The sequence below is a fragment of the Novosphingobium sp. PP1Y genome (assembly GCF_000253255.1).
Classification (GTDB): domain Bacteria; phylum Pseudomonadota; class Alphaproteobacteria; order Sphingomonadales; family Sphingomonadaceae; genus Novosphingobium.
In genome coordinates this window covers 3,366,585-3,391,834 of sequence record NC_015580.1, presented here as the reverse complement: position 1 = coordinate 3,391,834, position 25,250 = coordinate 3,366,585, and the positions used below count along the sequence as shown (strand labels likewise).

Sequence of the window (25,250 nt, the reverse complement as noted above, 5' to 3'; positions counted from 1 at the left end):
GGGAGGGGAGGTGCGCCCGGTTGGCCGGGCGCACATTTCTGAACCTGAAACATGGAGAACCCAGATGGCTGACCGGACAAGTGCGTCGATCCTTATCGGCGGCGTGATTCCTCATTCGTGTATTTCCGGCCTGTTCGACGCGCTTGACGGCGACGGCGGGCGTGCCGATTGGGAAGGCGAACCACTCGATCCTACATCGCTGCGTCCCGGCGAGACCCTCGCGGCCTTCGCCTATGCGCAGCCCGGCGGCATGTTCGAGTGGACCGAGCAGTTCTGCGAAGACCATGGCATCGCCTTTGTGCGCAATTCCGGCAGCTGCATCGGCGTGTTCGGCCCCGAGCGCGTGGTCTTTACCGGAACGGGCACGCCCGCACAGTTCGACATGACCGAGAACGAGGAGATCGTCCTTGCCCGCAGCATGATTGGCGCGCTCGGGACCATGGAGGCGATCGAAGCGTGGTTCGACAACGCGGCGTTTCAGCCGCCGCCGATCACCATCGTGGGAGGCACCGCCAACGCCGACGTGATGGGGGAGACGGACAATGGCTGAATCCTACATTCAGGGCAGTTTCGCATTTAGTTGCACCCATGCCGAACTGGCGCTGATCGAGGAGGCATTCGAGGCGAGCTACGCTTTCATGGCCGAAGACACGCCTGATGGCCCTTCGCTCGAGTTTTTGACCGCATTTCCGCCGGTCCAACCGGACGATCGGTGGAGCGGGTTTCTTGCCATCTTTGCGGATCCGGATTTTCCGGACTTCGGCGTGGACTTCGAAGCAGAGAACCCGCGAGACCGTCCGGAGGTGTCCACCGTCTTCCTGTACTCAACGACCGACTTCCAGCCGGATGCACTCGCGCAGCTGATCCGGCATTGCTGCCAGGATACCTTGCGCCAGGCGCCCATCGGGTTCGAATGGGCATGCAGTTGTTCTCGGCCCAAGGTGGGTAAATTTGGCGGCGGGGCCTGCGCGATCTTTGCCGACGGTATGGCCTTCAAGACGACGGACGCCATGCTGAGTGACATGCTGTCGCAAAAATCCCATGCGGCCTCCGCCGCTGATAGCCGCAATGGCTGGAGCGAGGATCCAGAATACCCTCTCGCCGATTGGCAGGCCGAAGTGGCCAATGACGACACCCGGCTCGGGTACTGGGCCTGGGTAGCCGCGGGCCGCGCCTGACACTCATCCCTCCCCAATGAAAAGGATATGATGATGGCATCCACCACACCGGTGGAGGCGCCCGCGCGCCTCTACAGCGAGACGCCCTATGACGAGCAGGGTAATTTCCACTATCAGGGCGACCTCTATCGTGCGTCCGAGGACCTGGGCACATTGTGCCGCCGCATCGAGGCGCACCTTGCGAGCCATTTCCCTGAAATCCGCTTCGCCCTTCGCAGCGAGCGATTTACCGGCGGCCGCAAGATCACGGCCGAAGTTCTCGACGCTCCGGGCGATCTGTCCACGCGCGACGCGCAGGAGACGTTCATTACGACGGTGCGCGATCAGATCGAGCGCTTCGGCTTTTGCAGCACCAATCCGCTTCAGGATTACTGGAGCTGCTCGTTCTATGCGGAAGTGGCCATCGGGCAGGCCTACTGGGCGGCGCTCGCTGCCCGGCGCGGGAAGGCCAATCCGGTCGCCAATCTCGTCTCGCTCGCGAGCTTCAGGAAGCGTCTCAAACCCGGCGATACCCTCACACTCTTGCACGCGCCCTTCAACCATCGCGCACTGGGCGCGGCGCGCAAGGTGATCCAGGTCCGCTCGCGGGATTTCGTGTTCGAAGGGCGCAGCTACTGTGATTTTCCGCGCGCCGGCAATTTTGCCTGCGATGGACGCCTGGTGCGGATCGCGATCGGGAATGAACACGATCCGGATGCTCACCTGCTTTACGAATGGCAACCGCTGATCGCCGGCCCCAACGGGGCGGGGTCAACTGCCATGTGACGGAAGGGGAAGGGGGGATGAAGAGGGTGAGCCTGAGGGCGGCGACGCTTCGGGCTTTTGACCATCACCATCTTCGAGGAACACCACCATGGCCACCATCGCCCGCATCATCGATAACCCTTCTGACGCGCCCGTCAGCGGCGGATACCGCGTCGACATCTCGCGCGGCCAGAACATCTCGCGCGTATCGTCCGAATGGTTCTCGCGCCCCGACGACGAACGCTATCTCTCGCTCACCGACCTTCACGCCAGCGTGCGCCGCCGGGCCGATCAGGCGACAACACGCATCGTTGAAAGCAGGCAGGTGCGTGTCGAGGCGCGCAGCGAGGATCCTGAAATGCTCACGCTGATCGCGCCCGGCGACGACACGCCGATCGCGCCGACCAACTGGTCCTTCGGGCAGCTCGCGAGCCTGGTAGGCGCGCCCGCTTCCTATCTGCGCACGCTGCCGGCGGCGCTTGCCGGCATCAATATGCAGCACGGCCTGCTCTCCCATCGCGGCGAGCAGGTGAAGCTGCTCCAAACCGACGATGGCCGTACCGAACTGCGCGCGGTCACGGGCCCCGATTACGGGCCGTTATCTGAACAGTCAACCTGTCTCACCGACGGCTCACTAATCTTTCCATCGCACCGCTGAGCCCCGTGCGCGCCCCGATGCGGGCGATGCCGACGTGCGCTCGCGGCCATTTCCCAGGAGATGAACATGGCATATCGCAAGCAGGCTGGCGAGCGCGCTGACGTCTACACGCGCGTCACCGCCGAGATTATCGCAGCTATCGAGAACGGGGCCGGTGACTGGCGCGCACCTTGGCATCATCATGGCACCAGCGTTGCGCGCCCGACCAACGTCAGTTCGGCCAAGCGCTATCGCGGCATAAACACCGTGGCGCTCTGGGTGGCGGCGATGGCGGGCGGCTACAGCGATGGGCTGTGGGGCACCTATCGCCAATGGATCGAGGCCGGCGCGCAAGTCCGCAAGGGCGAGCACGCCACCACCGTGGTGTTCTGGAAGCAGGTGTCTTCCGCTGCCGACGATGACAGCGATGAGGACGAGAATGGCCATCGCAAGATGTTCGCGCGCGCATTTTCCGTCTTCAACGTGGCGCAGGTTGATGGCTATGAGGTGCCGCCCATCACGATGCTCCCGGACACGGCGCGCCATGCCGCAGCGGAAGCGTTCATTTCCAGCCTGGGTATCGCGACTGTCTTTGGCGGTTCGGAGGCCTATTATCGCCCCTCGACGGATACGGTGTGCATGCCCCCGTTCGAGTGTTTCCGCGACGCTGCCTCTTTTTACGGTGTCTGGCTTCACGAGAACGGCCACGCCTCAGGAGCCAAGCATCGGCTCGATCGCGACCTCTCCGGCCGCTTCGGTTCCGCCGCTTATGCGGCCGAGGAGTGCTGCGTTGAGATTCTGAGCGGCCTCGTGCTCGCGGACCTCGGCATCGCGCATCACCCACGTCCCGATCATGCAGCGTACATTGCCTCCTGGCTCGAGGTGTTGAAGAATGACTCACGCGCGATCTTCACGGCTGCCAGCAAGGCGCAGCAGGCTGCGGACTGGATGCACGCTCAGCAGCCAACGCCCCCGCCGGAGCAGATTGTATCATCGCCGCAGGATGGGGACGACGTTGCCGGCGTCGGCATTTCGCCTGCGTTCCTCGCCGCGTAGCAGCGCACGTACCTGCACGTGTTGGGCGAGGATATTCTCGCCTATGGTCTGCGACTGCTCGCCGCTGTCGATTGCTGCCGGTGCGGCACCTTGGCGCCCGGCTGCGGCCTCGCGCAGCTCTGCCCGGACCGCAACCGCCCTGTTCGCGGTAGCGCGGCTCACACCCGCCTGCCGCGCCAGGTTCGCGACCGACAGCCGGTCGCCGCTCGCCACGAGGCGCGCCAGGGCGCCCCGTAATCTGCGTTCGGTCTCGGTGCTGACCGGCTTCATGCCGCTGGATCCGCCCATAGCGCGATCACCTTCTTCATGCGGTCCCGATCCGCACGTATCGCCGTGCGTTGGGCGGCTGACAGGCGCTTGCTCTTCAACACCGCCTCGGCATCATCGATGGCGGATTGCCATGCCGGAACATGGCGGCTCGTGATACACGAGTTCGGACAGCGATCCGGCGCGCAGTTTGAGAGCCGCGGCGCCGCACCTTCGTTGGCGCTCCGCAGGCATAGCGCGGTCGCGCGATCGAAGAAGCAGTCGTTGAGCACGCCCACATGCAGCGTTCGCGCCAGATGAGCGAGCATCGCTTTCACCCGTTTTTCGTCTGCAACAATGCCGGGCAGCTCGGCGGCAGTTGCTACCCGCATCATTTCCGCAGTGATCCGAGCGCCTGCAGGTCCCGCCAGTCTCTCGCCATTGCGGTAGCCCTCATAATGGACGACGATATCATCGAGTTGACCAAGGGCGCGTTCCTGCTCGACCTCCTGCCGGAACCCGGATGCTGACGCTCCGGCGTAGCCGTCGAACATGGCGACCGAGGCGTGCTTGTACTGGATTTTCCCGGCAACCACGCCGAACGGCCGATTGGCGATATACCAGGCAAGCGTGCGACGGAACTGGCGGGTGTTGAAGACCCAGTTTCGGCCATCAACGAGCGGCACGGCAGGCATGTCGACAGAGCCATATTGCGCGTCGAGGTGCTCACGATAGCGGTTGATCTGCTGCACGATGTGGGGAAGCGTGCGCTCAACGGCTGTGCCCCGTTCGAGCACGATCCATAAACCGTCATGCTGATGCGGTGCGCGATGGCGGCGCGCAAGGCGCTCGGCCACCTCAACGGCGCGTGCGACGGGTGCAATCGTCACCCATTCTTCGATCTCACCGTGTGTCCCGCGTCCCTTGTAGATCATGCTCTGCACCGCGATCCGCTCGATCCGCCCATCGGCACTTTTGCCTCGCTTGATGCAATTCGGGCGCATGGCCTGGATTTCGCCATCGCGCATGCCGGTCAGATAGGAACACAGAATGTAGGCTGCCGTTTGCAGGTGCCGCTCTTCTCGGACAAGATCGAACGCATCGAACCGTTCACGCCAAGGACGTCCGCTATCGGGATCGAGGGTGATTAGCGTGTCCATACCGCCATGCTCGATGCCGAGTTCCTCGATTGCCGAGAGCACGAGCGCCCTCATGTTGGGCTGACTGAGCGTGGTCGGATGGATCCCTGCCTGCATGGCGATCAGCCGCATGTTCACGACGTGACCGTCGTAACGGTCGGATTCCGCGATGGCCTGGCTCATCCCCCCATTCCGCTGTGGGCGGTTCCAGACAGGAACACCACGGCCCGCCAACCGACGGGCAGCGGTCCACTCCGCCATCCGGTCCGCCAGACGGCTATGCTTTGTACTGGCGGGGCGCTCGGCATAGGCCGTTTCAAGTGCATCCAGTTCAGCGCGCGCTGCGAAGATGTCGGCCGCGAAGATGTCGATATATTTGAGCGACCAACGGATAAGTGCGCCGATTACCGGCTCAGGTATGCGCGGCGTGAGATTCTCGGAGGGCCGACCCTTGCAGCCCGCGACGGTGTAGATCGCGCGTCCGTGCCAAGGCACGAAGCGCAGCCCACCGTGGGACAGGAAGGGTGCCAGGCGGCGAAGCTGCACGATCGGCCGCAGGCATGCCGCCACCCGGCTCGGCTGCACGTTTCGCGCCCTCAGTTCGGCGAGATATCCATCGAGCAATGCCTGGTCGATGATCCGAACGTCGAACCGTCCGACTCGCTCCCGGACGAACGCCATGAACCTGCAGAGCGTCGCCAGCGCGGTGCGGGTCGATAGCGGGCGTAAACGCCCCGCGCGATCCGGGAGTAGTTCGTTCAGCCATGCATAGATATATTCCTTGGCTGTCAGACGTTCGATGGGGCAGGCAATCCCGCTGAAGTCGATCGTGCGGAAGGCATTACGCGCTGTGACGTGAATGATTGCGGGGTCGATATCCCAGATATCGTCGTGGAATCGGGACAGTTTGGCACGGTCGGTGCCATCCTTGAGCGCCATCGAAGCCAGCACAACGTCATCATGGGCGCGTATCGCGGAAAGTCCCGGCGCAAGGGCTGGCTGGCTCTCGCTCATAGTCGTGCTTCCACGGGAAGATAGAACAGTTCCGTGCCCGATAATTCGGCTTCGGTGCGGGCTGCCTCGACCAGCGCCATGGGGAAGGCTGGCAGGATCTGGCCCGCAATCCGCCACCAGGCCCGGCCGAACTTGCTCGCCCACTCTTCGGCGTCGAGCACCTCGCGCTGCGCAACCATGAAAGTTTGGAAGGCAACAAGCGCCGGCAGCTTGCGCGCCGTGATCACCGCGTTTTCGCATTCAAGGCACCCCCAGAAGGGCGTCGGGCAGGCTTCGCCCGCTGAACCGAACGGGCTTTTGAAGAAGCCGCTACAGCGGGCAAGCCACAGGTCCTCACCGGATGAAGATCTACAGTACGCAGGTTTCCCACCTTGCTCGCCCGCAGTATGCTGATCTCCATCGGCGTCGGGCAACAGGATAGTTGGCCGTAGCGCCATTTCCAGCGCGTCTCCGATGGCCTCGGCGACGGTTCGCTCGTGGATCGGTCGAAGTGCCGGGATTTCGGCATAATGCCGCGCCGCGACCGGTATCGAGTGCCCAACAGCGAAGTGCTCGAGCTGCCCACCGGTCTTGCGATACCATTCGGCCTTGTTGGTCTTGCGAAGGCGCGACAGCGACAGGTGTAGCGGCGCGCCGTCATCATCGAGCAATTGGTGGTGACGGACAAAGACCTCTATGCCTTTGCGGCTATCGTCGCCAGCCACGCGGAGCCCTGTGATGGTCCAGATCGCCCACAACCGATCTGTTCCGAGATGCCCTCGCGCCCGCTCGGTCAGCGCGAGGGCGAGCTTGATCAGGCCGCCTGGCGTGCCACTACCACCATCGCGTACACGCAAGCGTTTCCATTCCGATCCGCGCGCGCGACGCTTGTAATACTCGATCTCGACATAGCCCTTGGTGGGATTACGCAGGCAGTCCGCCTTGAGACGCAGCAGGCATTCCATTTCCATGCCGGTCTCAAGAGACAGGAGCACGAGGAACGCGATGAAGTCGAGCCGGGTCAGGTAGAAGCCGGCATGCAGGGCTTCCATCGTATTATCGATCCCACGGTGCCCGGCGAGTTGGACGAAGCGTCTTACGTCCTTGCGGCGTGTGCCGACCTGACCCAAGCGAACGATCGCGTCGACCACGGCGGCATAATGCTCGTGGACGCGAGTCCCGATCTCCATGCGCTTCGGAATCGGCGGTCGCGCGTCGCCCAGTGCTATCCGGCGTCGCGCGTCTTCGATCTGTACGCGGGCGGCATTTCTCAGCCGGTTTGCAATGCCGCTGCTATAGGCATCTCGTGGCTGGCTGACCCCGCCTTCGCCGTGGCCGATGAAGGTCAGGCGTGCGACCGTCTCCTGCGAGAGGATGCCGCCGCGCATTTCCGGTGCAAGGCGCAGAAGCCCAATCAGCGTTGCGAGAAGGTGACGCTGGTGGAAGCGCCCTCCGCCATTGCGCTCCAACCAGAGTTCGTAATCGTTGATCAGCGTCGTATCGATGTCGCCGAGCCCGCTCACCGACAGATCATTCATATCCAGGAACGTCCAGAACAGACCCAGTTGCCTGACCTTTCGTTGAACCGAACGGGCGATGGGGCTTGGTCCCATCCGGCGGATATATTCATCGAGCAACACCGCCATTTCGGCTGTAAGGGCTGTGCGCTTCCAGTTGCGCATGTCTACCAGCACCTCGCTGCCGTCATCGCAGCGAACAGCGAACCGCCGCGGATCGAGCGCCGTTGCACCTGTTGGGGACTCCGGCGCAGCTTCCGGGAAGCGGGCATGGTGCCCGCGTGTCACGCTGCTTTTTCCGGCGCGAGATCAAGCCCCCACTGCTCCACCGCCACATCGATAATCGCCTGACTTTCGTCGAGATGATCCAGATAGATGTAGGTGCTCTCGATCCGGCTGTGTCCCATCAGCCGCTGCAGCTTGAGCAGCGGATCGCCGATCAGGCGCCGATAGACCGAGCCGGTCTGCCCCGCGTCACCGCTGGCGGCGTATTTGACCTGTTCGCGCAGAAGCAGGGCAAGCATATGGACGGCAAAGGCGTGGCGCAGCATGTGTGGGGTCACGTCGATTTCAACCCCCAGTGCATGGCAGCGGGCGCTCGCGCGCATGAATACCGCCTCCCATGCCGGCATCGTCATCGGCCGCCCGGTTTCGGTGAGCCACAGGCTTAACGGTGCGAACGTATCTGCATCGATGAGCCTGGCGCGTTCGGTCGGAGACAAGCGATCGACGCTGACGACAGCTTCACGATCACCGTTGCTGACACGAAGGGATCTACGCCCAGTCGGCGTCGCGAGGATTGGCCGCGCATTCGAAGGTGGGGCGCGGCCTCCTCGCTTGCTGACGGCATTTTCCCGTTCGATGCGCGCATAGTCGTGCAGTTGGGCCAGCAGCCTGACGGGCAGGCGGATATCTCGTCCGCGACCTCCCTTCGCCGTAGCCGCCGCAAGCCGATACGGCACCGATCGGATCGACGGGTCGGAGAGCTTATGGTGTGGAAGCTCGCCGAGCAGCAGGCTCGATGCTTCCTGCAGCCTTAGCCCCGTCGTGATCAGGAACTCGGCGAACAGAGCGTTGCGCTCACCGTGGCGTCCACGCCAGTATGGATCCTCACGTCCATCCGGCAGCCGGCCTCGCAGGCCGACATCCCGGAACAGCATATAGCGCTCCAGATCGACGAAGCGCATGTTACCCTTGCGTGCCCCAGGCTCGCGCGCGCAATTGGCGGCTACGGCCTGACGTGGTCCGTCCGGCGCCGAACGGACCCAGCTCTGGCGATAGGTGAACGGCAGATCGGCGACCAGATTCTCGTCGCGCGCCCAGCGATAGAGTTTGTCGAGCGCGGCTACGGCGCGATTCCACGATGCGGCCGAGATTCGATAGGGCGGCTTCGACAGCCGCCGGGCATGGTGGAAGGCGGTGACGTCATCACGATCGGCCTGCCAGAGGGATTTGCCGTTTCTGCGTTCGCCCAGGAACCGCATCCAGACGACGATATCGCGCGCGTAGGCCCGAAGGCTGTTGAGCGACCGCACGCCCATCGTGGGACAGGAGCGGAAGAAGCGGTTGAGCTGATGATCATAGCTCCCGTCATCGCGCAGGATAAACGGCATTCCATCGACCAGTCCACACCTGCTGGCTGCTGAGATTTCGTCAGGCGTCAGCCCGTGAACCTGCCCATCGATTACGACGGTGGAGGGGAGGGAGGAGAGATCGGTGAAGAAGAGCTTGGGGATGGGAAGTCTCCGGGCGCCGATGTTTTGCCGGGGTGGGCTCGAGCCCACCCCGGCAAAACATCGCACCTCCAACAGGAAGGCGATCGATCATGGAGCTGCCTCATCATCATTGCGTCTGTGAGACGGTCCTGAAGAGTCGGGATAATGGCCGCATCTGGGATCACGAACTGGTGAGCGCGGTCATGCGCATCGCCGGTGATGGCGTCGGCGATACGCGCTGGAAGGTCCCCGGCGTACTCGACTGGGGCTCGATGGTCTACAATCCCCATGTCGATGTGAGCAGCGAGACGACGACGCTCTATGCCTCCGACCGCGATGTCTTCCTGTTCCTGGTCGATGACACCCACCCGATCGAGGCCGGAAAGCTGCCTAATGGCGAGCCCGATTTGTTCTTCCGGGGGTTCTATGCGTGGAACTCCGAAGTCGGCGCCAAAACCCTTGGAATAGCGACGTTTTACCTGCGTGCAGTGTGCCAGAATCGCAACCTTTGGGGCGTTGAAAACTTCGAGGAAATCAACATCCGCCATTCGAAGTTCGCCGCAAACCGTTTCGCGCATGAGGCTGCGCCTGCCTTGGCGCACTTCGCGGATTCCTCGCCCCGGAGCTTCGTCGACGGCATCAAACAGGCCCGCGAGCGCATTGTTGCACGTAAGGACGAGGATCGCGAGGAGTTCCTGAGAAAGCGCGGCTTCTCCAAGGCCGAGACCGGCAAGATCATTGCCACTGTGCTCGCCGAGGAAGGTCGTCCGCCCGAGAGCCTTTATGACTTCGTGCAGGGCATCACCGCCCACGCACGCAGCAAGACCAACCAGGATGCCCGGCTCGAGATCGAGGGCAAGGCGCGCAAGATCCTCGAAAAGGTCAATTGAACCGCCACGTGCCGGCCGTGCGATCCTCGCATAGGTCGGCACGTTTCCATTTTTACTACCGTTGGAGGTGCCTGTGGAATTCGGGCGCTACCTCGTGCTCAGCACATCCCATGTATGTTTGAGCACAGCCAAGCGGCTCGATGCCTGGGCCGCGCTCGATCGCTCGCTTCGGCCCCTGGCTGTCGCATCGACCCATGAAGGCTGGTTCGTTGCCAGCCGTGAGATCCCCGACCCCTACCGCCGGAAGGTTCCCCTGGAGCTTCTCGCGGCCATGCGGTTCGCCCGGGATCTAGAGTGCAGCTACCTGCTGTTCGACTGCGATGCCGACGCCATCGATGCCCTGCCGGTATTCCCGTGGTGAACGGCATGAGCCCTGCGGAAGTTCCGCATGGCGTGCCTGTCGTTGCTGCCTGGGGCATGGGAATCGACAGCACGGCGATGATCATCGAGTGGGTCGCGCGGGGCATGCCGATTTCCGCGGTCCTCACTGCCGATACCGGCACCGAACGCGAAGAGACTTACGCCTTTCAGCCCCTGTTCCAGCAATGGATGGATGAGCGAGGCATCAAGCACCATGTGGTGCGCTATACCCCTCGCCGTTTCAAGCACTGGCCGCCGTACTTCACCCTGCTTGAGAACTGTCTCACCAACGCCACGCTACCCTCGATCAGCTTCGGGCGCCACAGCTGCAGCCAGAAGTGGAAAATCCAGCCGCAGGACCGATGGGTCTCCGACTGGAAGCCGGCGCAGGACTGCTGGCGTCGCGGCGGGAAGGTCCTCAAGCTTATCGGCTATGATGCCTCTCCCGCCGATAGCCGCCGCTACGCGCATCGCGAAGGGCACATCAGCGAACGCTTCGACTACCGCTATCCCCTTCGCGAATGGGGATGGGATCGTGCCCGCTGCGCCAGCCGCATCCGCGAGGAAGGCCTGCCCGTCCCGATCAAGTCGGCCTGTTGGCTTTGCGCTGCCCAGAAAGTCGATGAACTGCGCTCACTGCCCCGCTGGTGTTTGCGCCTGATCGTGCTGGTTGAGGCACGAGCGGGGCCACGTCTGCGCAGTGTCGAAGGTCTGTGGCGCAGTTCCACCGCATCACGTCCAGGTTCGATGACGGCCTACATTCGGGATCAGCGCCTGCTCGATCCTGATGAGGTCGATGAGATCATTGCCGGGGCTCCGGTCGATCTCGTTGAATTCCAGAAGGCCGCCGCCGCCGTTCCCTTGGAAGACCGTCAACCGATGCGCGACTGGATTGAGCGCTTCAACGCAGGAATCGTCCATGTGACGGCCTGACTATCATCTTGTTCCGGAAGCATTGATGTTCACCCTGAACCGTGGATTGGAGACACCGCATGCGTGATGACGGTCCCGCTCAAGCGCTATCCCCGCGAAGAGCAGTGCTCACGAGCTTCGATCATTGCTACGCAGTCGGACTCCAGCGGCGCCGGCATTCCGGAGTGAGCCAGTTTATTCTTCGGACGGGGGATCCGTTGCAGCCATTCCGAACGTCCAGTCGGGCTCCCAGGCTTGACGAGCGCATTGTCGCACTCATTGCATAAGCTCAAACTGAAGCAGGTTTCCGCACGCTTCCCCGCCTGTGGAAGACTTGCCTTCATGTATCATAAAGTGATATTTCTCCCCGCCAGAGGAGTTTGATCATGCCTTCCAGCTTTACCCTGGGTGCCCATTTCGAGGGCTTCATCAAGAGCCAGGTGAACAGCGGTCGCTACGCGTCCGCCAGCGAGGTCGTTCGCGATAGCCTCCGCTTGCTCGAGGAACAGGACGCAATGCGTCAGGCTCGGCTCGATGCGCTGCGCGCCGAGATCGAGCACGGCGCTACCAGCGGTCCGGGCATTCCTGCTGAGCAGGCATTCGCGAACGCACGCAAGCGGATCGCTGATATCGCCGCCGCCGCCAGGGATAGTTGATGCATCTGCAGTTTTCGCCCGCGGCGGAAGCAGACCTTGTCGATATTGCCGCCTTCATCGCTCGCGACAATGTTCCGCGGGCTTTCACCTTTGTTGACGAACTTGAAGCGGCATGTGCCAGACTTGTCGATTTCCCCGAGTCCGGGAGTGCTCGTTTCGACCTTCGTCCCGGGCTGCGCTCCAGACCGCACGGTAGCTATGTGATCTTCTACAGCACCCTGGACAGGGTCATTCGTATCGAGCGTATTCTGCATGGGGCCCGCGATGTCGGCGCGATCCTCTTTTCCAGTTAGGCAGTAACTCCAATGCCGCGACTCAATTGCCGTATCGGCGCCCCGTCCTCAGGAGCTGCCGTCTGATGGCCTCGCACCATCCTACCTATCGCCGCCTTACCGGCTTGCTGCGTCTCAACGGCCGCAGCTCCGTTCTCGAAACGGGTGATGGGGAATTGATCTTCCTCGTTTCCGAGGACGATCTTGCCCCATTCCATGACCAGCAGGTTGTCGCCGAGGGCCAGATGGCCGGACCAGACCGCCTCACGTTGACCTGGATTGCTCCAGCTTCAGCCTGACCTCGACATGCATCGTGTGATTGGAAACTGAGGTGCGGTGATCCGGAACGCGACCGGATAGCCCCTTCATCCCCAAGGGCTGATCAGTTCCGCCTTCGCCGCGAACCGGTAGTGCGCTCAAGTTCGGATGCGGAAATTTCGAGATCTACAGCAAGCTGGGTGAGGGCGCGCGCCGCGCCCAGCCGCATCATGCCATCGCCATGCGTGCCGGAGCACCCGCGCGCTGCGCGCTTGCGCGCAAGGTCCGCCACAGTGCGAAGCGTTTCCGAGTCCATCGCCGAAGAATACCCCTGAAGTGCATAGCAGGCCAGTCCGGCGAGGTTTGCGGACGGCCGGATGATGGCGCGGCGCGGGAGGCGAGGGCGGTGCGCCCGGCCACGCAGGGGTAAGGCCGCGAGGGCGGGACATAGAGGAGAGGAGGTCCGGAGAAAGTGTCGCGAAGAAATTGGTTCGAGAGCGACATCATCAAGGAGTGAAGATCATGAACATTGGAGAAATCCGCAACGTCAATGGCCGCCTTACCGGAGCCATCGCCACCCGCACCATCGACCTGCCGCGTATCGGCCTGCGCAAGGTTGAGAGCATGAGCGACCGCGCGCCTGCCTACGAGATCCTGGCGCTCAACGTCGCGCGGCGCTGGGTGCAGATCGGCGCGCTGTGGGAGGCGTTCTCGAAGAAGACCGGGGAAGCTTTCCTTGCCGGATCGGTCGATGATCCGGGCCTTCCCGAGCCGCTGCCCGTCGCGCTCTTCCCGACCGAAGACGGCGGCTACGCCATTGCCTGGCGGCGCGAGACCATGCGGTCCGAGTTCGCCGGTGGCTTTGGCGGGATGCAGCGCTCCTACGACGAGCGTGGGCAGGAAGGCTTCGGCGGCAGCACCGCGGGCGCCGATGGCGCGCTGATGAGCGCGGGTGCCGACGAAGGCGACGAACCGCTGTTCTGATCCTGCACGAACAGCACCTTGCGAAGGCCGGGGGCGCAATCAGCGCCTCCGGCCTTTTTCTTGTTCAAGTTCCGATGCGTGAAAGGCACTCTGCCATGACCAGCACCAATCTCACGCGCAGCGTCGATCGCTTCGCGGACCTCAAGACACTCTACGCCGAGATGACCGCCACCCCGGAATTCCAGGCGGCATTCGGTGATCCGCTTGCCGTCTCCATCACCCAGCCGGGCGAGGAACCCGGTGAACATGACATGCCCGAACCCTTCGCGGCGCAGGCCGAATGCGGCGGCGTGATCGCCGCGATCTTCGACCTGTTCACCGGCACCCGGCTCGAACCGCTCGGCGCCGAAATCGCCTGGGGCTTCGTCAACAGCTTCCACTTCGTTGCCGGAAAGCTGGAACGCCGTGAGGACGCGATCGCGCTCGAACTGGGCGATCTGGCGCGTCATCCCGACATGAGCGAGGTCTACAACAACGAGCTCGAAGAAAAGCAGCTCCTGTGCCAGTCGCTCGCCGAGCAGCGCGCCGCGATCGAATGCATGCGCGACTATGCCGCCGAGATGTACCGCGTGCAGTCGGGCTGGCCCTGGTCCCCGGCGCGCGGCAGCAAGGCCTCTTCGGCCTCGTCCGCGAGCCAGATCGCGGCGCTCGACTTCTTGCGCGCCCGCGAGCTCGCTGCGCGCGAGAAGCACAGTCCCAGGGGACCTGTCGTGGTGTTCTCGGGTCCCGCCCAATGGCACGACTGGGAAACCTTGTGGGCGCGGCTCGACGAGATCAAGGCGCGTGTGCCACACATGACACTGGTGACGACCGGGCAGCGCAAGGGCGCCGATGCGATCGCGGCGGCCTGGGCCGCGCGGCCGGAAAACAGTGTGCCGGTCGTCGCCTACGGGCTCTACGGTTCGGGGCGCAAGACGGCCTTTACCCGCAACCGCAAGCTGGCAGAGCTGAAGCCGGTCGAGGCGCTGCTGTGCGAAGGATCGGGCCTGCAGGCGAACCTCTATCAAGTTTTGCGCGAGGCCAATGTTCCGATCCATGCCTTCCGCAAGGCGGACCAGATCGCGGATACCGTTGTCCCACGCATGCGGGCGTGAGGTCAGCGTGATCATCCGGGGCAGGGCCTTTGGCCCGCCCCATCGTTTCCCGATGACAGGAGGTTCGCATGGCAATCCCTGAACCTTATCGCCGCAATTTCGAGACGCTCCTTCGCGCTGCGGCCGATGGGAATCTCGCGCTGCTGGAATGCAGGGATGCCCTGACCGGCGTTCCCCGCTACGTCGTCACGGCCGTGGGCCGCGACGGGGACGATTTCGTTATGACGCCCTTCGGGCATCTCCATGACGGCAACCCTTTTGACGCCTACCTTCCGCCTGATCCGGGCGATGGCCCACTACCACGAGCATGACGAGGCCGGCGCGGACAGGAGTGGTCCGTGCGACGGAACAGGACAATTCGGGCTGGCCGCACTCCTCGCGCGCCAGCCCATTTTTGTGCTGCCGGGGAATTCACACCTTCCGCTGATCCCTCCGTCAAAGATGCAACCCTTGGCTGTCAAAAGCCCCGTCATGGGCATCGAGCCCATGCCAGGGCTCGGGCGTATGGGGCAGGCGCCCGTGTATTATTCTCTCTTCCAACAAGTCCAAGTCTGGCACGGGGTCAGCCCCGGCCTCAAGGATCGACGGCCCCTCCAATTTGCTGCGCAAATCGGTTCCTCCGTCGCCCGCTTCGCGGCCGGGCTGCGCCCGGTCCTTGACCCCGGCGCTCGCAGCCCGTGCAGGAGGGGAAGCCTCTTTTCCTGGATTCAAGGAGGCTACGATGAACACCAAGCGCACCATTCGCGACTTTTCAGAAATCGCCGATCTCATTGCTGCGGAAACCCTGACACCGGCCGATGGCTTCTCCACCGCTTTCGCAACCGGGCTCGATGCGAGCCGCATGGGTGTCGCCGAAGACGAACTGACCTGCGACATGCCGGACGCCATGCAGGCTCAGCTCGCCACCGAAATGCTGGTCGCCACGCTCTTCGACGTGCTGCGCGATACCCGCATCGAAAGCCTCGCGCCGCGCCTGGCCTGGGGGATCGTCAACTCCTTCCACAAGGTCGCCGAGCAGCTCGATGGCGAAGCCGACCGGGCGGCAATGAAGGTCCGTGATCTCGTCCGCGATGCCGACGGGAGCGAGGTGCTGATGGGGGAACTCGAGGAAGCCCAGCTGCTCTGCCAGTCGCTTGACGAAGCGCGCGAAACGGTAGCCTGCATGCGCGACCACGCGGCAGCGACGTACCTTGCGGAAAGCGGCCGGCCCTGGTCCTCCCCGAGGGGCTCGCTGGTCTCTTCCAAGCGCACCGCCTCGGTCATTGCCGCGCAGGACTTCCTCGCCGCGCGGCGGATGCGCAAGGCCGAGGCGCACGCCCCGCAAGGTCCGGTGGTGGTCTTCTCGGGAGGGCAGGTCTGGGAGGATCACGAACTTCTCACCGAAGCGCTCGATGCGGTGAAGGCGCGGGTCCCGAACATGGTGCTGGCGACCACCGCGCAGGACAAGGGGTGTGATGCGATCGCGGCGGCCTGGGCGGCGCGCAGTGGCACCATGCTCATCGCTTTCACACTCGACCGGCGCCTCGGCAAGCGGGCGGGGTTTGCCCGCAACGAGCAGCTCCTGGTCTTGCGTCCGGTCGAAGCGATCGTGTGCGAAGGCTCCGGGCTGCAGTCGCATCTTGCCCGTGAGGTGAGAGCCAAGCGGATCCCGGCGCACTTCTTCGCGCTGAAGGACCAGCGCACCAATCGGGACGCGGCATAAGCGGCAAGGAAGGGGACCGGTCGGGCTTCGGCTCGGCCGGTCTCTCTTTTTTCCAGCGTGAAAATCGCCCCCACTCAGGGACCCGAAGCCTCTCGGCTTCGTGCCCGTCGCGGGGCCGATGCGGAGCCACGAGTGTGGCTCCGGCCTCCTGCGCGTGACTACGCCATGCTCGTCGCTGGGCCATCCCTTCGGGATGACTTCGTATGGGCTGGAGAACTTCGCTGGGAGGAAGCGCTCACCTCCGGAAGAGCACGAAGGGCAGTCACGGCAGCTGCCCCGCCACACCGGATCGCGGCGACAAGTAGGTCGCGAAATTCCCGTTCGGTGAGGTCCTCGACGGGCAGGTCGGTGACGATCTCGGCGTACTTGCCGCGCAAGGCGCGGCGGGTCTTTTCTACCTCTTCGGCTATCATGCGTTGGCGAGCTTCAAGGTCGGCGAGGCGTTCGCGGTCGGTCTTCTTGGGCATGTCCATCGATCCTTCGATGGTCTGCCCGCCGTCACCATTATCGGCCGCCTGGAGGCGGCCTGCAATCCCTGGACCCGCGAGGTCATCATGAAATCGAAGGTTCCTCTGTACGGCACGATAATCAGCCTGCCGGAGTCCCACCGGCGAAAGGACAAGGCCCCCTTCGGGGGAGCCGCGCCCCTTCCGGGACGTGGCGACGCAGCGAGAAATCGCTGCGCAAGAAAGCACTCACGGCCGTGGCCGTTTTGTAATGCACCGTACGCACCGGTGCTGCGCGTGTTTTCTCCTCCTGTTCAGTGGGTTGGAGAGGGTGCCGTGTCACCCGCTGGCACGCGTTGGTGTCATACCGGTAGTATCGCGATTGCACCTAGCCCTGCGAAGCCTTTGGGCTTCCTCGCTTTTCTCGCGTGTGCCGCGGCGGACAGCGGCATTTCTTGAGTTTTCTGCCGATTTGCGGTAGAAAGCCTCCGCTTCATGACATTCTGACGCCGGGCTTCGCGCAGCGGAGCAATGGCATGCACAGAATAAGCGTCCGGGTGGACGACACCCTTTACCGGCGGCTTCAGCGCCGGGCCTACGGCGCAAACCTCACCTTGTCCGAGTTTGTTCGCCAGGTGCTGGGCGAAGCAGCCGATCCCGATGGCCGCTACATCTATTCCTCGCAGGATGAAGTCCTGGCGACTTCGATCCAGATCCTGACCTTGCTCGCCACCTCGATCAGCGCCCGCGCGCCCGAGCTCCTCGAGCGCGGGATGCTCGATGCCCGCGCGATCCTCGGCGAACGGGGCCTCCTCGATCCGGAGCAGGACCGATGAAGGGGGGCATGTCAGGAGGCCGATGGCACCCAAAGGGAGCGGTCTGGTCGTCGCCAGCTGTTCCCCGGTACGGGGCCGGCGCTTGCCCCGATCGGGTTCAACCCGGCCTGTGTTTCGGCGCTGGGGCATTCCCTTCTGCGCAGGAGGGGAGGCGCTCATGAGCATCTTTCGCAACGATACCCTCGGGAGTTGGACCCGCGGCGGCCAGTCGATCGTCCATAATGTCCGCATGACCACGCAGGTCTTTTTCCAGACCGTAATGGCCGGGCTGGGATTGTGGGTGATCCTGACGGTCTGGTGGGTGCTGGAGCATGTCAGCGACTATCAGCGCTTCGTCCTCCTCAAGCTTCTTGAAGCGAGTATGAAGGTTCAGGCGGCCCCCGGAACGAACGATCCCGTCCTCTTCAAGACACCCGCCGGCTATCAGTACTGGACCTCGGCCGACTGGCTCCTGGCGTCGCCGATCGCGACGAAGACACTCCATGCGTTCGAAGCAGAATGCATCCGGGGTGCCATATTGTCGGGAGCAGGTTCGCTCGTCGTGCTTGCCTGCGCCTGGTTTGCCTTCACCCGCACGGGCAGGGGGCTCGGCTCGAACGAATACCTTCGCGGCGCAAAGTTCGGCACGGTCAGGCAGGTCCGGCGTGCGCTATCCAAGTTCGAGCGTGGAAGTTTCCGGATCGGCGGTGTTCCGGTGCCCGATGCCTTCGAACCGGAACATATCCTCCTGTGTGGAGCTCCCGGCACGGGCAAGACGAACATCATCGTCAAGATGCTCGAAGGCATTCGCAAGGAGGGCAAGCGCGCGATCGTCTACGATACGGCAGGGACCTTCGTCGAGAAGTTCTACCGCCCCGGCAAGGACATCATTCTCAATCCCCTCGATGCTCGAACGGCCCACTGGTCGCCCTGGGGGGACGTTCCGCGCGAATATCACTATGACCAGATGGCGGAATCGACGATCCCCGACAGGGCGGGCGATCCGTTCTGGGCAAGGTCCGCACGCGGGACCCTGGTCGCGGTGCTGAGGAAGCTTGCGCGCGAAGGCGAGATGCTGGTTTCGGTTCTCCTCGACCGCTTGCTGCGTTCCCGGCTCAAGGACCTGGCCGCCTTTGCAAAGGATACCGAAGCGGCGGCATTCATCAGCATGGAAGGGGACCGGACATCAGCCGGTATCCAGGCCGAGCTCGCATCGGTGATGCGCAGCTTCTCCTACCTCGACGATACCCGGACGGGCCTTTCGATCCGCGACTGGGTGAGCAACGAGGAAGGAGACAACTGGCTCTTCATCACGGTGAAGGCCGACCAGCTTCCTTCCTTGCGACCGCTCATCACCGTCTGGCTCGACATCGCGATCTCGGCGATCATGAGCATGGCACCGGATCACCGGCGCCGCCTCTACTGCGTCATCGACGAACTACCCACCCTGCAGAAGCTGCCGTCCCTCTCGGACTTCCTGGCCCGCGCGCGCAAGTACGGCGGCTGCGGGATCCTCGGCTTCCAGTCCTACCCGCAACTGGAGGCGACTTACGGGATCCAGGATGCCGCGGCGATCACGGGCTATTGCTCGACCTGGGTTGCGCTTCGGGCGAACGACACCCCCACTGCCAAGCACGTTTCGGAGAACCTGGGCCAGGTCGAACAGATCGAGGCGAATGAAGGCATGTCCTACGGCGTCAACGACATGCGCGACGGGGTGAACCTCTCGCGCATGCAGGTGACACGCCCACTCGTCATGCATACCGAGGTCACCAACCTGCCCAATCTCTCGGGGTATTTGCGCTTCGGCCGGGACTTGCCGGTGGTGCGCTTCAAGGACAAGTTCAATTCCTTGCCGACGATCGCCGAAGGCTTTGTGGAGCGTGACGATCCTCCCCTGCGCGACGGAGACGGGGCTGCGATCATTGCTGCCTTGCGGGCGGCAGAGAAACCAGAGGTGTGCTCCGAACACGGTGAAGCGGGCACTGCGAATGGCAAACCAGGACGGCGCGAGCAGCGACGCAATCCAGGCGGAAAGCCCGGCAATGCAGGTGGGCAGCCTGATCTGTTCGAGAATGTTCCTTCATCGGATGGCCAGCCTCCCCGCGAACCTGTTCCGCCCGTATCGCCGGATAACGGCGAGGCCATCCCGGACGACAATTCAGACCAACCACGCGAAGTGCAGGACTTCACACTTGGCGCGAAGCGTGGCCGTCCGCGTATCGAGATCAATGTCTATGATCGTTCCGGCGGACCTGCGCGCAAGGCCCGGCCGGCATGATCCATCCCCGCCGTCTCAAGGGCACTTCGGGCAATATCGCGCGCTATTATACGGTGGGCGATTATTACACGAAGGGTGGTGACGAGCCCAGCCAATGGGGAGGAAAGCTCGCGCCCGAACTTGGTCTTGAGGGCAGGGTCGATCCCCATGTCTTTGCCGAACTGCTTGCCGGAAGCGTCGCCGGCCAGCAGCTTGGACGGCAGCGCGGCGATGGCGATATCCAGCACCATCCCGGATGGGATTTCGCCGTCAATGCGCCCAAGTCCGTTTCGATCATGGCGCTGGTTGCGGGCGATGACCGGATCATCGCCGCTCACGAACGCGCAGTGACCACGGCTCTCTCCTATCTGGAAGAACATGCCTCGCTCCGCCGGCGCGAGGACGGCGAGATCATACACGAAGCTACCGGGCGATTGCTTTTCGCGCGCTTCACCGAGCATGCAAGCCGGGACCTTGACCCGCACCTTCATACGCATGTCGTCGTTCTCAACATGACCAACCGTGAGGCGGATGGCCCCATGGCGAGCCTCGAGACCCGGGGCATGTTCACCGAGCAGATGGTGGCAGGTCAGGTCTATCGCAATGAACTCGCCCGGGACCTGCGCGAACAGGGCTTCGAAATCGAATTCGATCCGCGCCGGGGCCTCTTCGAGATCGCCGGCGTGCCCAAGGACTTCATCCGCGAGACATCACAGCGTTCCCGAAAGATCGATGCTCATGCGCAGGAGCATGGCCTGGCAGGGCAAGCCGCGCGCCGGGCCTCCTTCTACGAAACGCGCGGTGCCAAAGTGAAGGTGGGGCTCGACGATCTGAAAGCGCAATGGGCCGAGCGCGCGAAACCTTATGTGAAGGAGCTGGCTGACCTTGGTTCCCAAGCGGCGGACCGCGAGGGGCAGGGGCTCGAGTTTGATCCCATGGCGAGCAGGCGCGCAGCCCTGTTCGGAATCCGTCAGGCGGAAACCCGCGAGGCCGTCTCCAACCTAGGCTCACTCTACCGTCATGCGCTGGCAAGCCATGTCGGGGAGGTCGGCCTCACCGATGTGCGCCCGCTCATCACCGAGCATGAAGCACGGCGCAAGCTGCTCGCGGCGCGCGAGCCGACCGGCGATCGCCCCCTGACCCGGGGGCGCACAACGCGGCGCAGTGCCCGCCTCGAGCAGGCATTGTCGCGCGAACTGGCCCTTGCGATGGACGATGCCCGGCCCATCGCTTCGTCCGATCGCTTGCTGGTCCGGCTCGAGCGGGCCGGACTCAACCCGGCGCAGGAACAAGCGCTGGTCATGCTCGCATCGTCGCGCGACCGTGTCACGGGACTCCACGGCGTCGCCGGTGCAGGCAAGTCGACCTTGATGCGAACGCTTGCCGAGGCGGCCGAACCTGGAACGCGCTTTCTTGCTCTGGCGCCGACGTCCTCGGCCGCCGCCAATCTAGGCGACGGGGCACGCGTTGATGCCAGAACCGTGGCCAGCCTGTTGGCAGGCGGCGGGCACGGGATCACCGATACCCACGTCCTGCTGGTCGACGAGGCGGGGCAACTGGGGAACCGGCAGGCTCAACGCCTGCTCCAGATAAGCCGGGAGACAGGCGCGAGGCTCATCCTGCTGGGGGACAACCGGCAGACTGGAGCGATCGAGCAGGGCAAGCCGTTCTGGCTCCTTCAGCGCCTGGGACTCCCGACCGCCGAGCTGACGGAATCGATGCGGCAGGAAACGCGGATGATGAAGGCCGCGGTGACCGAAGCCCGCGCCGGTAACTATGCCTCCTCTATGGAAAAGCTCGACAAGGTGGTCAGCGGGGTAAGCGCGGAGCGCCTGGCGCGAGGGCTCGTCGAAGAATGGACCCGGCTCAAGCCGGAGACCCGCGCAACGACCAATATTCTCGTGCTCGAAAACGAAACCAGACTCCTGGTCAACGCAAAAATTCGCGAGACCCTGAAGTCCGAGAGTACAATTGCGGCCGAGGATACCCGCCTTTCCGTGCTCACACCCGCGGGCATGACCGCCCAGGAAAAGCACTTCGCGCGCTTTTATTCCGGCGGGCAGGTTGTGACATTTGCGCGCGATCTGGCCGGTCCGGGCATTGCGCGAGATACCGAGTACCGGGTGGCCGGTCTCAGCCAGGATACCAGTGGCAGACAGGTCGTTAGGCTTGTCGACGAGAATGGCAGGATAATCCGTTGGGATCCGCGCCTGGGGCAGGCGCGTCACGTCAACGTATTCCACCGCGAGGAGCGTGACCTTGCCCAAGGCGACCGCATCCAGTGGCGGCTCGTCAATCGCGAACTGGACTTAAAGAACGCCGAGCGCGGTACAGTCGAGAAGCTGGAAGGGAGCCTGGCAACCATCCGTTGGGACCGCGGGGAGCGCGTCCAGACCATCGATCTTTCCCAGCACAAGACCTGGGATCATGGCTATGCCGAGACGGTCTATTCCGCGCAGTCTAAGACGTACGCGCGCGTCTATGTCCTGGCGCCGGTGAATTCCGCCTTGGTCAATGGGCAGAACTACTACACCGCGATCACCAGGGCCCGTCTGGGCGTCAAGCTCTGGACCGAAAGCGAGAAAAAACTCGTTGAGAAGCTCGAAGCCCGGTCCGGAGAGAAGGCATCAGCACTGGAGGGGCTGGGCCGGCTCGATCGAGATACTGCGCGCGCCCTTGCCGATCGCCATGCAGGCCGGTTGGCAGAGGCGCGTGACGATCAGCAACGCACGCATCAGGACCGGCGCGACCAACTGCTGGAACGCCAGCTGGATCAGCGCCGTTCACCGCAGGGCCTGGGTGAGCATCTTGCAGAAGGCGCGCGCGGCATTGCCGAATTGATGGATCGCATCCTGCAATCGGCACTTGAGCGCCGGGCCAGTAGCGAGCGCGGTCATGCGCAGGCGGGCAGGGGGCAAGCTTCACCGCCCGCCGACCATGATCTCCAGAAATCCAACGATCGTCCCGGCTTCGACCGCTGATACCATTGCTCAACCGTGAGGGAGTTCGCGCATGACCACCATTTTCCTTCGATCCAGGCAATTACGGCAGGCAGTTCGACTTTGGCTGCCAGTGCCGGCTTTCATGCTTGTGGCAATGCCGGCGCATGCCGCGGTGGATAGCTCTGATGAGGCCCGCATTGCCAGTTGCATCCACGACGCTGCTGCGGGCCGTCCCTGGCTTGAAAAGACTCTCTGGGGCCTGCGCGACCAGGAGGCGGGCTGGATCGGCGCCGAGGTCAGCAACACCAATGGCTCGCACGATCTTGGTCCCTTGCAGATCAACACATGGTGGGTGCCGAGGATTGCACAACTGATGGGCAGGTCAGGGCCTGAGGTCCGTAATTGGCTGCGCTACGATGCCTGCTTCAATGTGGAAGCGGCTCGCTGGATATTTCTGGCGGCGCTGAGGGACACCGGTGATTTCTGGAAGGCGGTTGGGGTCTATCATAGTCCGACCGCCTGGCGGCAGCGGCGATATTCATTGAGTGTTGCGAAGCGCATGAAACACAGGTTCGGGGACAGAGCATTTCTGGAAAGGCAGGACTAACAGCGCGCCAATCTGCCATGCCGCCAAATTACAGATATTTCACGCTAACGAGACAGTACTCTTGCGGGCAATCGACTATCGATAATCGGACGTTATCGATAGTGACATGCCCGCAAAGGCGGCGTAGCCTGCCGAAATGCCTGTCGTTTTCAGCAAACGACCGGACTCCGGCCTTGTGCGCGACGCGGGCTGTCGGATTGTCATCAAACCCCCGGATTCTGATCAATAAACCGCTGGACTCACCGACGAGTGGTGCCGGAAAGTTCGCAGAATCGAGCCGATTCCCAATGGGCAAAGGGCAGAACGGTTGATCTGCTGCGGGCTACCTTGAGGCGCCGCGCTTGCTTTCACAGCCGAACGCGGTGCCGACCCCTGCGGTGATCGTTTTAGGGGCGATTGTCGCTGGCAATGAGGGCAGAAAATTCTTATCGCACGGGAGCAACTGAACGGATGACCCCATTCTATGAAATGTGACACATGGCCCTGATTGGCTACGCCCACGTTTCGACCGACGAACAGGACACGGCAGCGCAGCAGGATGCGCTGCGCGCGCAGGGTTGCACGGTCATCTTCGAGGATAACCAGCGGTGCCAGCAAGGAGCGTCCAAACCTCGCTCGCGCGTTGGACCGGGTGGGGAAGGGGGATACCTTGCTGGTGGTCCGGATAGATCGCTTGGCGCGCTCGCTGGCGCATCTGCTCGAGATCGTCGAAACGCTCAGGTCGAAGGGTGCCTATTTCCGGTCGATCAATGACCCTATCGATACTTCGAGCGCGCAAGGCATGCTGATGACCCAAATGCTCGGCGCCTTTGCCGAGTTCGAACGCGCTCTGATCCGGGAACGTACGAGGGCGGGACTCGAGGCCGCAGTCGCGCGCGGCGCCAAGCCTGGAAACCCCAGAATGCGCGCGCGTGATCCGGCGGCAATCGCTGACATCCGGTACAGTCTCAACGAGAAGCACCTCAACGAACTGCTCGATGGACGTCATCGCTGGTTGCCGACGGTCAAAAGACTGCGTCCGCACTTGCCGTCGGCACTGGTGCTGCGTCAAATTCGCGCGATCACGCCTCCGGTGCGTTCGTTCACCGAGCGCACCCTGGTAAAGGCTTGCAGGACCTTGGTGAGGGCAGGCTATGCAGAGGCGATCATACTCGATCCAGCTCCGCAGCTGCCGCCAGACACGCGCGTGGCCCGTCTCGTTGCCGATCGGCTCAATACCCATCCGAACTCTTCTTTGCGCGAAATTGCGTCATGGTTGTCACGCGATCTGCGAGAACCAACTCCCCGAGGTGGACTGGCTTGGTCACCGGAGGGGGTACGCCGTGCTCTAGCACAGGCGAGGAGCCTGCATCTGATTGTCGAGGGTGGCCCTAACGGATTGGAAGGCGCCGCGGCTTGTTCCAACGAATGATTCCCGCGTTTCAAGGTAAGCACGGCACGCGCTGCGCCGCATTCGCTGCTGCGCATCAGCGAAATGGCGAACGAAGGCAGGCGACCACCGCCCTGATGCCGCCATGCAGCGTTCGAGGGAGTGCGGGTTCACTCTCGTCACGAAGGTGTCGATTGCTGGATGCGCGGACGGGCCGAAAAGCGCACTTCCCACTGAAACATCGGGATCGATGACGGCACATGCGGCTGCAAGCAACCTTCGTCGCTCCGCCACGCTGGAAACCGCGAGAGGAAATCGCGTGTTGTGGGCGAGAAGCTCAGGTCTGGGCCGTCCAGGTGTCATGGCTGGGCAGTCGAAGTCGTCGAGCGGGATGTTCGAGCGCGTCTGCAGCCGGTTGTGCCCTACAAGGAATCGGCAGACATCGCGCATTTGGTCGA

25 protein-coding genes and 1 pseudogene are annotated in these 25,250 nt (G+C 63.3%); 20 read left to right on the top strand and 6 right to left on the bottom strand.

Going from position 1 to position 25,250, the window contains the following annotated elements; translation table 11 throughout:
• The first annotated feature begins 64 nt into the window (after positions 1-64).
• The 5 genes from PP1Y_RS22040 to PP1Y_RS22020 all read left to right on the top strand — a co-directional run bounded on the left by PP1Y_RS22040 (position 65) and on the right by PP1Y_RS22020 (position 3,615).
• Complete coding sequence (locus PP1Y_RS22040) at positions 65-550, top strand: hypothetical protein (RefSeq protein ID WP_013834149.1); 486 nt, start codon at positions 65-67, stop codon at positions 548-550.
• Positions 543-1,178, top strand: a complete 636-nt coding sequence (locus tag PP1Y_RS22035; protein WP_013834148.1) for a hypothetical protein — start codon at positions 543-545, stop codon at positions 1,176-1,178. The genes PP1Y_RS22040 and PP1Y_RS22035 overlap by 8 nt, the downstream gene beginning before the upstream one ends.
• Positions 1,179-1,211: 33 nt before the next feature.
• Positions 1,212-1,943, top strand: a complete 732-nt coding sequence (locus PP1Y_RS22030) for a hypothetical protein (RefSeq protein ID WP_013834147.1) — start codon at positions 1,212-1,214, stop codon at positions 1,941-1,943.
• Between the two features lie 88 nt (positions 1,944-2,031).
• The gene (locus tag PP1Y_RS22025) at positions 2,032-2,580 is read left to right on the top strand and encodes a hypothetical protein (protein WP_013834146.1); all 549 of its coding nucleotides are present in this window, start codon (positions 2,032-2,034) and stop codon (positions 2,578-2,580) included.
• Positions 2,581-2,646: 66 nt separating this feature from the next.
• Positions 2,647-3,615, top strand: coding sequence for an ArdC family protein (locus PP1Y_RS22020; protein WP_013831460.1), 969 nt, complete (start codon positions 2,647-2,649; stop codon positions 3,613-3,615).
• Here the strand turns inward: PP1Y_RS22020 and PP1Y_RS22015 are convergent.
• The 4 genes from PP1Y_RS22015 to PP1Y_RS22000 are packed head-to-tail and all read right to left on the bottom strand — an operon-like array spanning position 3,550 to position 9,294.
• Complete coding sequence (locus PP1Y_RS22015; RefSeq protein ID WP_079731798.1) at positions 3,550-3,885, bottom strand: hypothetical protein; 336 nt, start codon at positions 3,883-3,885, stop codon at positions 3,550-3,552. The two genes, PP1Y_RS22020 and PP1Y_RS22015, sit on opposite strands and share 66 nt — an antisense overlap.
• Complete coding sequence (locus tag PP1Y_RS22010) at positions 3,882-6,014, bottom strand: hypothetical protein (protein WP_013831461.1); 2,133 nt, start codon at positions 6,012-6,014, stop codon at positions 3,882-3,884. Before PP1Y_RS22010 ends, PP1Y_RS22015 begins: the two co-directional genes overlap by 4 nt.
• Positions 6,011-7,798, bottom strand: coding sequence for a hypothetical protein (locus PP1Y_RS22005; RefSeq protein ID WP_013831462.1), 1,788 nt, complete (start codon positions 7,796-7,798; stop codon positions 6,011-6,013). Before PP1Y_RS22005 ends, PP1Y_RS22010 begins: the two co-directional genes overlap by 4 nt.
• Positions 7,795-9,294 (bottom strand): site-specific integrase, encoded by a 1,500-nt coding sequence (locus PP1Y_RS22000; protein ID WP_013831463.1) that lies wholly within the window; start codon positions 9,292-9,294, stop codon positions 7,795-7,797. Before PP1Y_RS22000 ends, PP1Y_RS22005 begins: the two co-directional genes overlap by 4 nt.
• A 98-nt stretch (positions 9,295-9,392) precedes the next feature.
• Between PP1Y_RS22000 and PP1Y_RS21995 the strand changes: the two are divergent.
• From PP1Y_RS21995 to PP1Y_RS21970, 6 genes and pseudogenes are all read left to right on the top strand, one after another.
• Positions 9,393-10,115, top strand: a pseudogene (locus PP1Y_RS21995) (hypothetical protein); the annotation flags it as partial.
• A gap of 118 nt (positions 10,116-10,233) precedes the next feature.
• Positions 10,234-10,476: a hypothetical protein gene (locus PP1Y_RS21990; RefSeq protein ID WP_232512518.1), complete on the top strand. Its 243-nt coding sequence runs from the start codon at positions 10,234-10,236 to the stop codon at positions 10,474-10,476.
• A 5-nt stretch (positions 10,477-10,481) separates the two neighbouring features.
• Complete coding sequence (locus tag PP1Y_RS21985) at positions 10,482-11,408, top strand: hypothetical protein (RefSeq protein WP_013834144.1); 927 nt, start codon at positions 10,482-10,484, stop codon at positions 11,406-11,408.
• A gap of 365 nt (positions 11,409-11,773) precedes the next feature.
• Positions 11,774-12,043 carry a type II toxin-antitoxin system ParD family antitoxin gene (locus PP1Y_RS21980; RefSeq protein ID WP_013834143.1) on the top strand — a complete coding sequence of 90 codons (270 nt, stop codon included), beginning with the start codon at positions 11,774-11,776 and terminating at the stop codon, positions 12,041-12,043.
• Positions 12,043-12,336: a type II toxin-antitoxin system RelE/ParE family toxin gene (locus PP1Y_RS21975; RefSeq protein ID WP_007013302.1), complete on the top strand. Its 294-nt coding sequence runs from the start codon at positions 12,043-12,045 to the stop codon at positions 12,334-12,336. The genes PP1Y_RS21980 and PP1Y_RS21975 overlap by 1 nt, the downstream gene beginning before the upstream one ends.
• A gap of 65 nt (positions 12,337-12,401) precedes the next feature.
• A complete protein-coding gene (locus PP1Y_RS21970; protein ID WP_041559091.1) occupies positions 12,402-12,614 on the top strand; it encodes a DUF5818 domain-containing protein in 213 nt (70 codons plus the stop codon).
• Between the two features lie 83 nt (positions 12,615-12,697).
• Here the strand turns inward: PP1Y_RS21970 and PP1Y_RS21965 are convergent, their stop codons facing one another.
• Entirely contained in the window at positions 12,698-12,889 is a 192-nt protein-coding gene (locus tag PP1Y_RS21965; protein WP_041559090.1) for a hypothetical protein, read from the bottom strand.
• 206 nt (positions 12,890-13,095) lie between these two features.
• Between PP1Y_RS21965 and PP1Y_RS21960 the strand changes: the two genes are divergently transcribed.
• From PP1Y_RS21960 to PP1Y_RS21940, 4 genes are all read left to right on the top strand, one after another.
• Positions 13,096-13,557: a DUF736 domain-containing protein gene (locus PP1Y_RS21960; protein WP_013834140.1), complete on the top strand. Its 462-nt coding sequence runs from the start codon at positions 13,096-13,098 to the stop codon at positions 13,555-13,557.
• Between the two features lie 95 nt (positions 13,558-13,652).
• On the top strand, positions 13,653-14,651 hold the full coding sequence (locus PP1Y_RS21955; protein ID WP_013834139.1) for a DUF2493 domain-containing protein: 999 nt from the start codon (positions 13,653-13,655) through the stop codon (positions 14,649-14,651).
• 68 nt (positions 14,652-14,719) lie between these two features.
• On the top strand, positions 14,720-14,962 hold the full coding sequence (locus tag PP1Y_RS21950; RefSeq protein ID WP_041559089.1) for a DUF6117 family protein: 243 nt from the start codon (positions 14,720-14,722) through the stop codon (positions 14,960-14,962).
• A 410-nt stretch (positions 14,963-15,372) separates the two neighbouring features.
• The gene (locus PP1Y_RS21940; protein WP_013834138.1) at positions 15,373-16,353 is read left to right on the top strand and encodes a DUF2493 domain-containing protein; all 981 of its coding nucleotides are present in this window, start codon (positions 15,373-15,375) and stop codon (positions 16,351-16,353) included.
• A 158-nt stretch (positions 16,354-16,511) separates the two neighbouring features.
• Here the strand turns inward: PP1Y_RS21940 and PP1Y_RS25890 are convergent, their stop codons facing one another.
• Entirely contained in the window at positions 16,512-16,820 is a 309-nt protein-coding gene (locus PP1Y_RS25890) for a hypothetical protein (protein WP_041559484.1), read from the bottom strand.
• 515 nt (positions 16,821-17,335) lie between these two features.
• Here PP1Y_RS25890 and PP1Y_RS21930 point away from each other — a divergent pair.
• The 5 genes from PP1Y_RS21930 (at position 17,336) to PP1Y_RS21910 (ending at position 24,834) form a co-directional block, all read left to right on the top strand.
• Entirely contained in the window at positions 17,336-17,635 is a 300-nt protein-coding gene (locus PP1Y_RS21930) for a ribbon-helix-helix protein, CopG family (protein ID WP_041559087.1), read from the top strand.
• A 157-nt stretch (positions 17,636-17,792) separates the two neighbouring features.
• On the top strand, positions 17,793-19,895 hold the full coding sequence (locus PP1Y_RS21925) for a type IV secretion system DNA-binding domain-containing protein (protein ID WP_013834135.1): 2,103 nt from the start codon (positions 17,793-17,795) through the stop codon (positions 19,893-19,895).
• Positions 19,892-22,855, top strand: coding sequence for a MobF family relaxase (gene mobF, locus PP1Y_RS21920; RefSeq protein WP_013834134.1), 2,964 nt, complete (start codon positions 19,892-19,894; stop codon positions 22,853-22,855). The genes PP1Y_RS21925 and mobF overlap by 4 nt, the downstream gene beginning before the upstream one ends.
• A 31-nt stretch (positions 22,856-22,886) precedes the next feature.
• A complete protein-coding gene (locus tag PP1Y_RS21915) occupies positions 22,887-23,423 on the top strand; it encodes a lytic transglycosylase domain-containing protein (protein WP_369799486.1) in 537 nt (178 codons plus the stop codon).
• 538 nt (positions 23,424-23,961) lie between these two features.
• On the top strand, positions 23,962-24,834 hold the full coding sequence (locus PP1Y_RS21910; protein WP_013834132.1) for a recombinase family protein: 873 nt from the start codon (positions 23,962-23,964) through the stop codon (positions 24,832-24,834).
• Positions 24,835-25,250: the final 416 nt, after the last annotated feature.

Bases quoted from the DNA above. Each gene is read 5' to 3' on its own strand.
- PP1Y_RS22030 (WP_013834147.1), top strand. From the start codon at position 1,212: ATGGCATCCACCACACCGGTGGAGGCGCCCGCGCGCCTCTACAGCGAG.
- PP1Y_RS21960 (WP_013834140.1), top strand. From the start codon at position 13,096: ATGAACATTGGAGAAATCCGCAACGTCAATGGCCGCCTTACCGGAGCC.
- PP1Y_RS21925 (WP_013834135.1), top strand. From the start codon at position 17,793: ATGAGCATCTTTCGCAACGATACCCTCGGGAGTTGGACCCGCGGCGGC.
- PP1Y_RS22040 (WP_013834149.1), top strand. From the start codon at position 65: ATGGCTGACCGGACAAGTGCGTCGATCCTTATCGGCGGCGTGATTCCT.
- PP1Y_RS22015 (WP_079731798.1), bottom strand. From the start codon at position 3,885: ATGAAGCCGGTCAGCACCGAGACCGAACGCAGATTACGGGGCGCCCTG.
- PP1Y_RS21930 (WP_041559087.1), top strand. From the start codon at position 17,336: ATGCACAGAATAAGCGTCCGGGTGGACGACACCCTTTACCGGCGGCTT.
- PP1Y_RS21910 (WP_013834132.1), top strand. From the start codon at position 23,962: ATGCGCTGCGCGCGCAGGGTTGCACGGTCATCTTCGAGGATAACCAGC.
- PP1Y_RS21950 (WP_041559089.1), top strand. From the start codon at position 14,720: ATGGCAATCCCTGAACCTTATCGCCGCAATTTCGAGACGCTCCTTCGC.
- PP1Y_RS21965 (WP_041559090.1), bottom strand. From the start codon at position 12,889: ATGGACTCGGAAACGCTTCGCACTGTGGCGGACCTTGCGCGCAAGCGC.
- PP1Y_RS21985 (WP_013834144.1), top strand. From the start codon at position 10,482: ATGAGCCCTGCGGAAGTTCCGCATGGCGTGCCTGTCGTTGCTGCCTGG.
- PP1Y_RS21975 (WP_007013302.1), top strand. From the start codon at position 12,043: ATGCATCTGCAGTTTTCGCCCGCGGCGGAAGCAGACCTTGTCGATATT.
- PP1Y_RS22020 (WP_013831460.1), top strand. From the start codon at position 2,647: ATGGCATATCGCAAGCAGGCTGGCGAGCGCGCTGACGTCTACACGCGC.
- PP1Y_RS21915 (WP_369799486.1), top strand. From the start codon at position 22,887: ATGACCACCATTTTCCTTCGATCCAGGCAATTACGGCAGGCAGTTCGA.
- PP1Y_RS21940 (WP_013834138.1), top strand. From the start codon at position 15,373: ATGAACACCAAGCGCACCATTCGCGACTTTTCAGAAATCGCCGATCTC.
- PP1Y_RS22010 (WP_013831461.1), bottom strand. From the start codon at position 6,014: ATGAGCGAGAGCCAGCCAGCCCTTGCGCCGGGACTTTCCGCGATACGC.
- PP1Y_RS21980 (WP_013834143.1), top strand. From the start codon at position 11,774: ATGCCTTCCAGCTTTACCCTGGGTGCCCATTTCGAGGGCTTCATCAAG.
- PP1Y_RS25890 (WP_041559484.1), bottom strand. From the start codon at position 16,820: ATGCCCAAGAAGACCGACCGCGAACGCCTCGCCGACCTTGAAGCTCGC.
- PP1Y_RS22035 (WP_013834148.1), top strand. From the start codon at position 543: ATGGCTGAATCCTACATTCAGGGCAGTTTCGCATTTAGTTGCACCCAT.
- PP1Y_RS21970 (WP_041559091.1), top strand. From the start codon at position 12,402: ATGGCCTCGCACCATCCTACCTATCGCCGCCTTACCGGCTTGCTGCGT.
- PP1Y_RS21955 (WP_013834139.1), top strand. From the start codon at position 13,653: ATGACCAGCACCAATCTCACGCGCAGCGTCGATCGCTTCGCGGACCTC.
- PP1Y_RS22025 (WP_013834146.1), top strand. From the start codon at position 2,032: ATGGCCACCATCGCCCGCATCATCGATAACCCTTCTGACGCGCCCGTC.
- mobF (WP_013834134.1), top strand. From the start codon at position 19,892: ATGATCCATCCCCGCCGTCTCAAGGGCACTTCGGGCAATATCGCGCGC.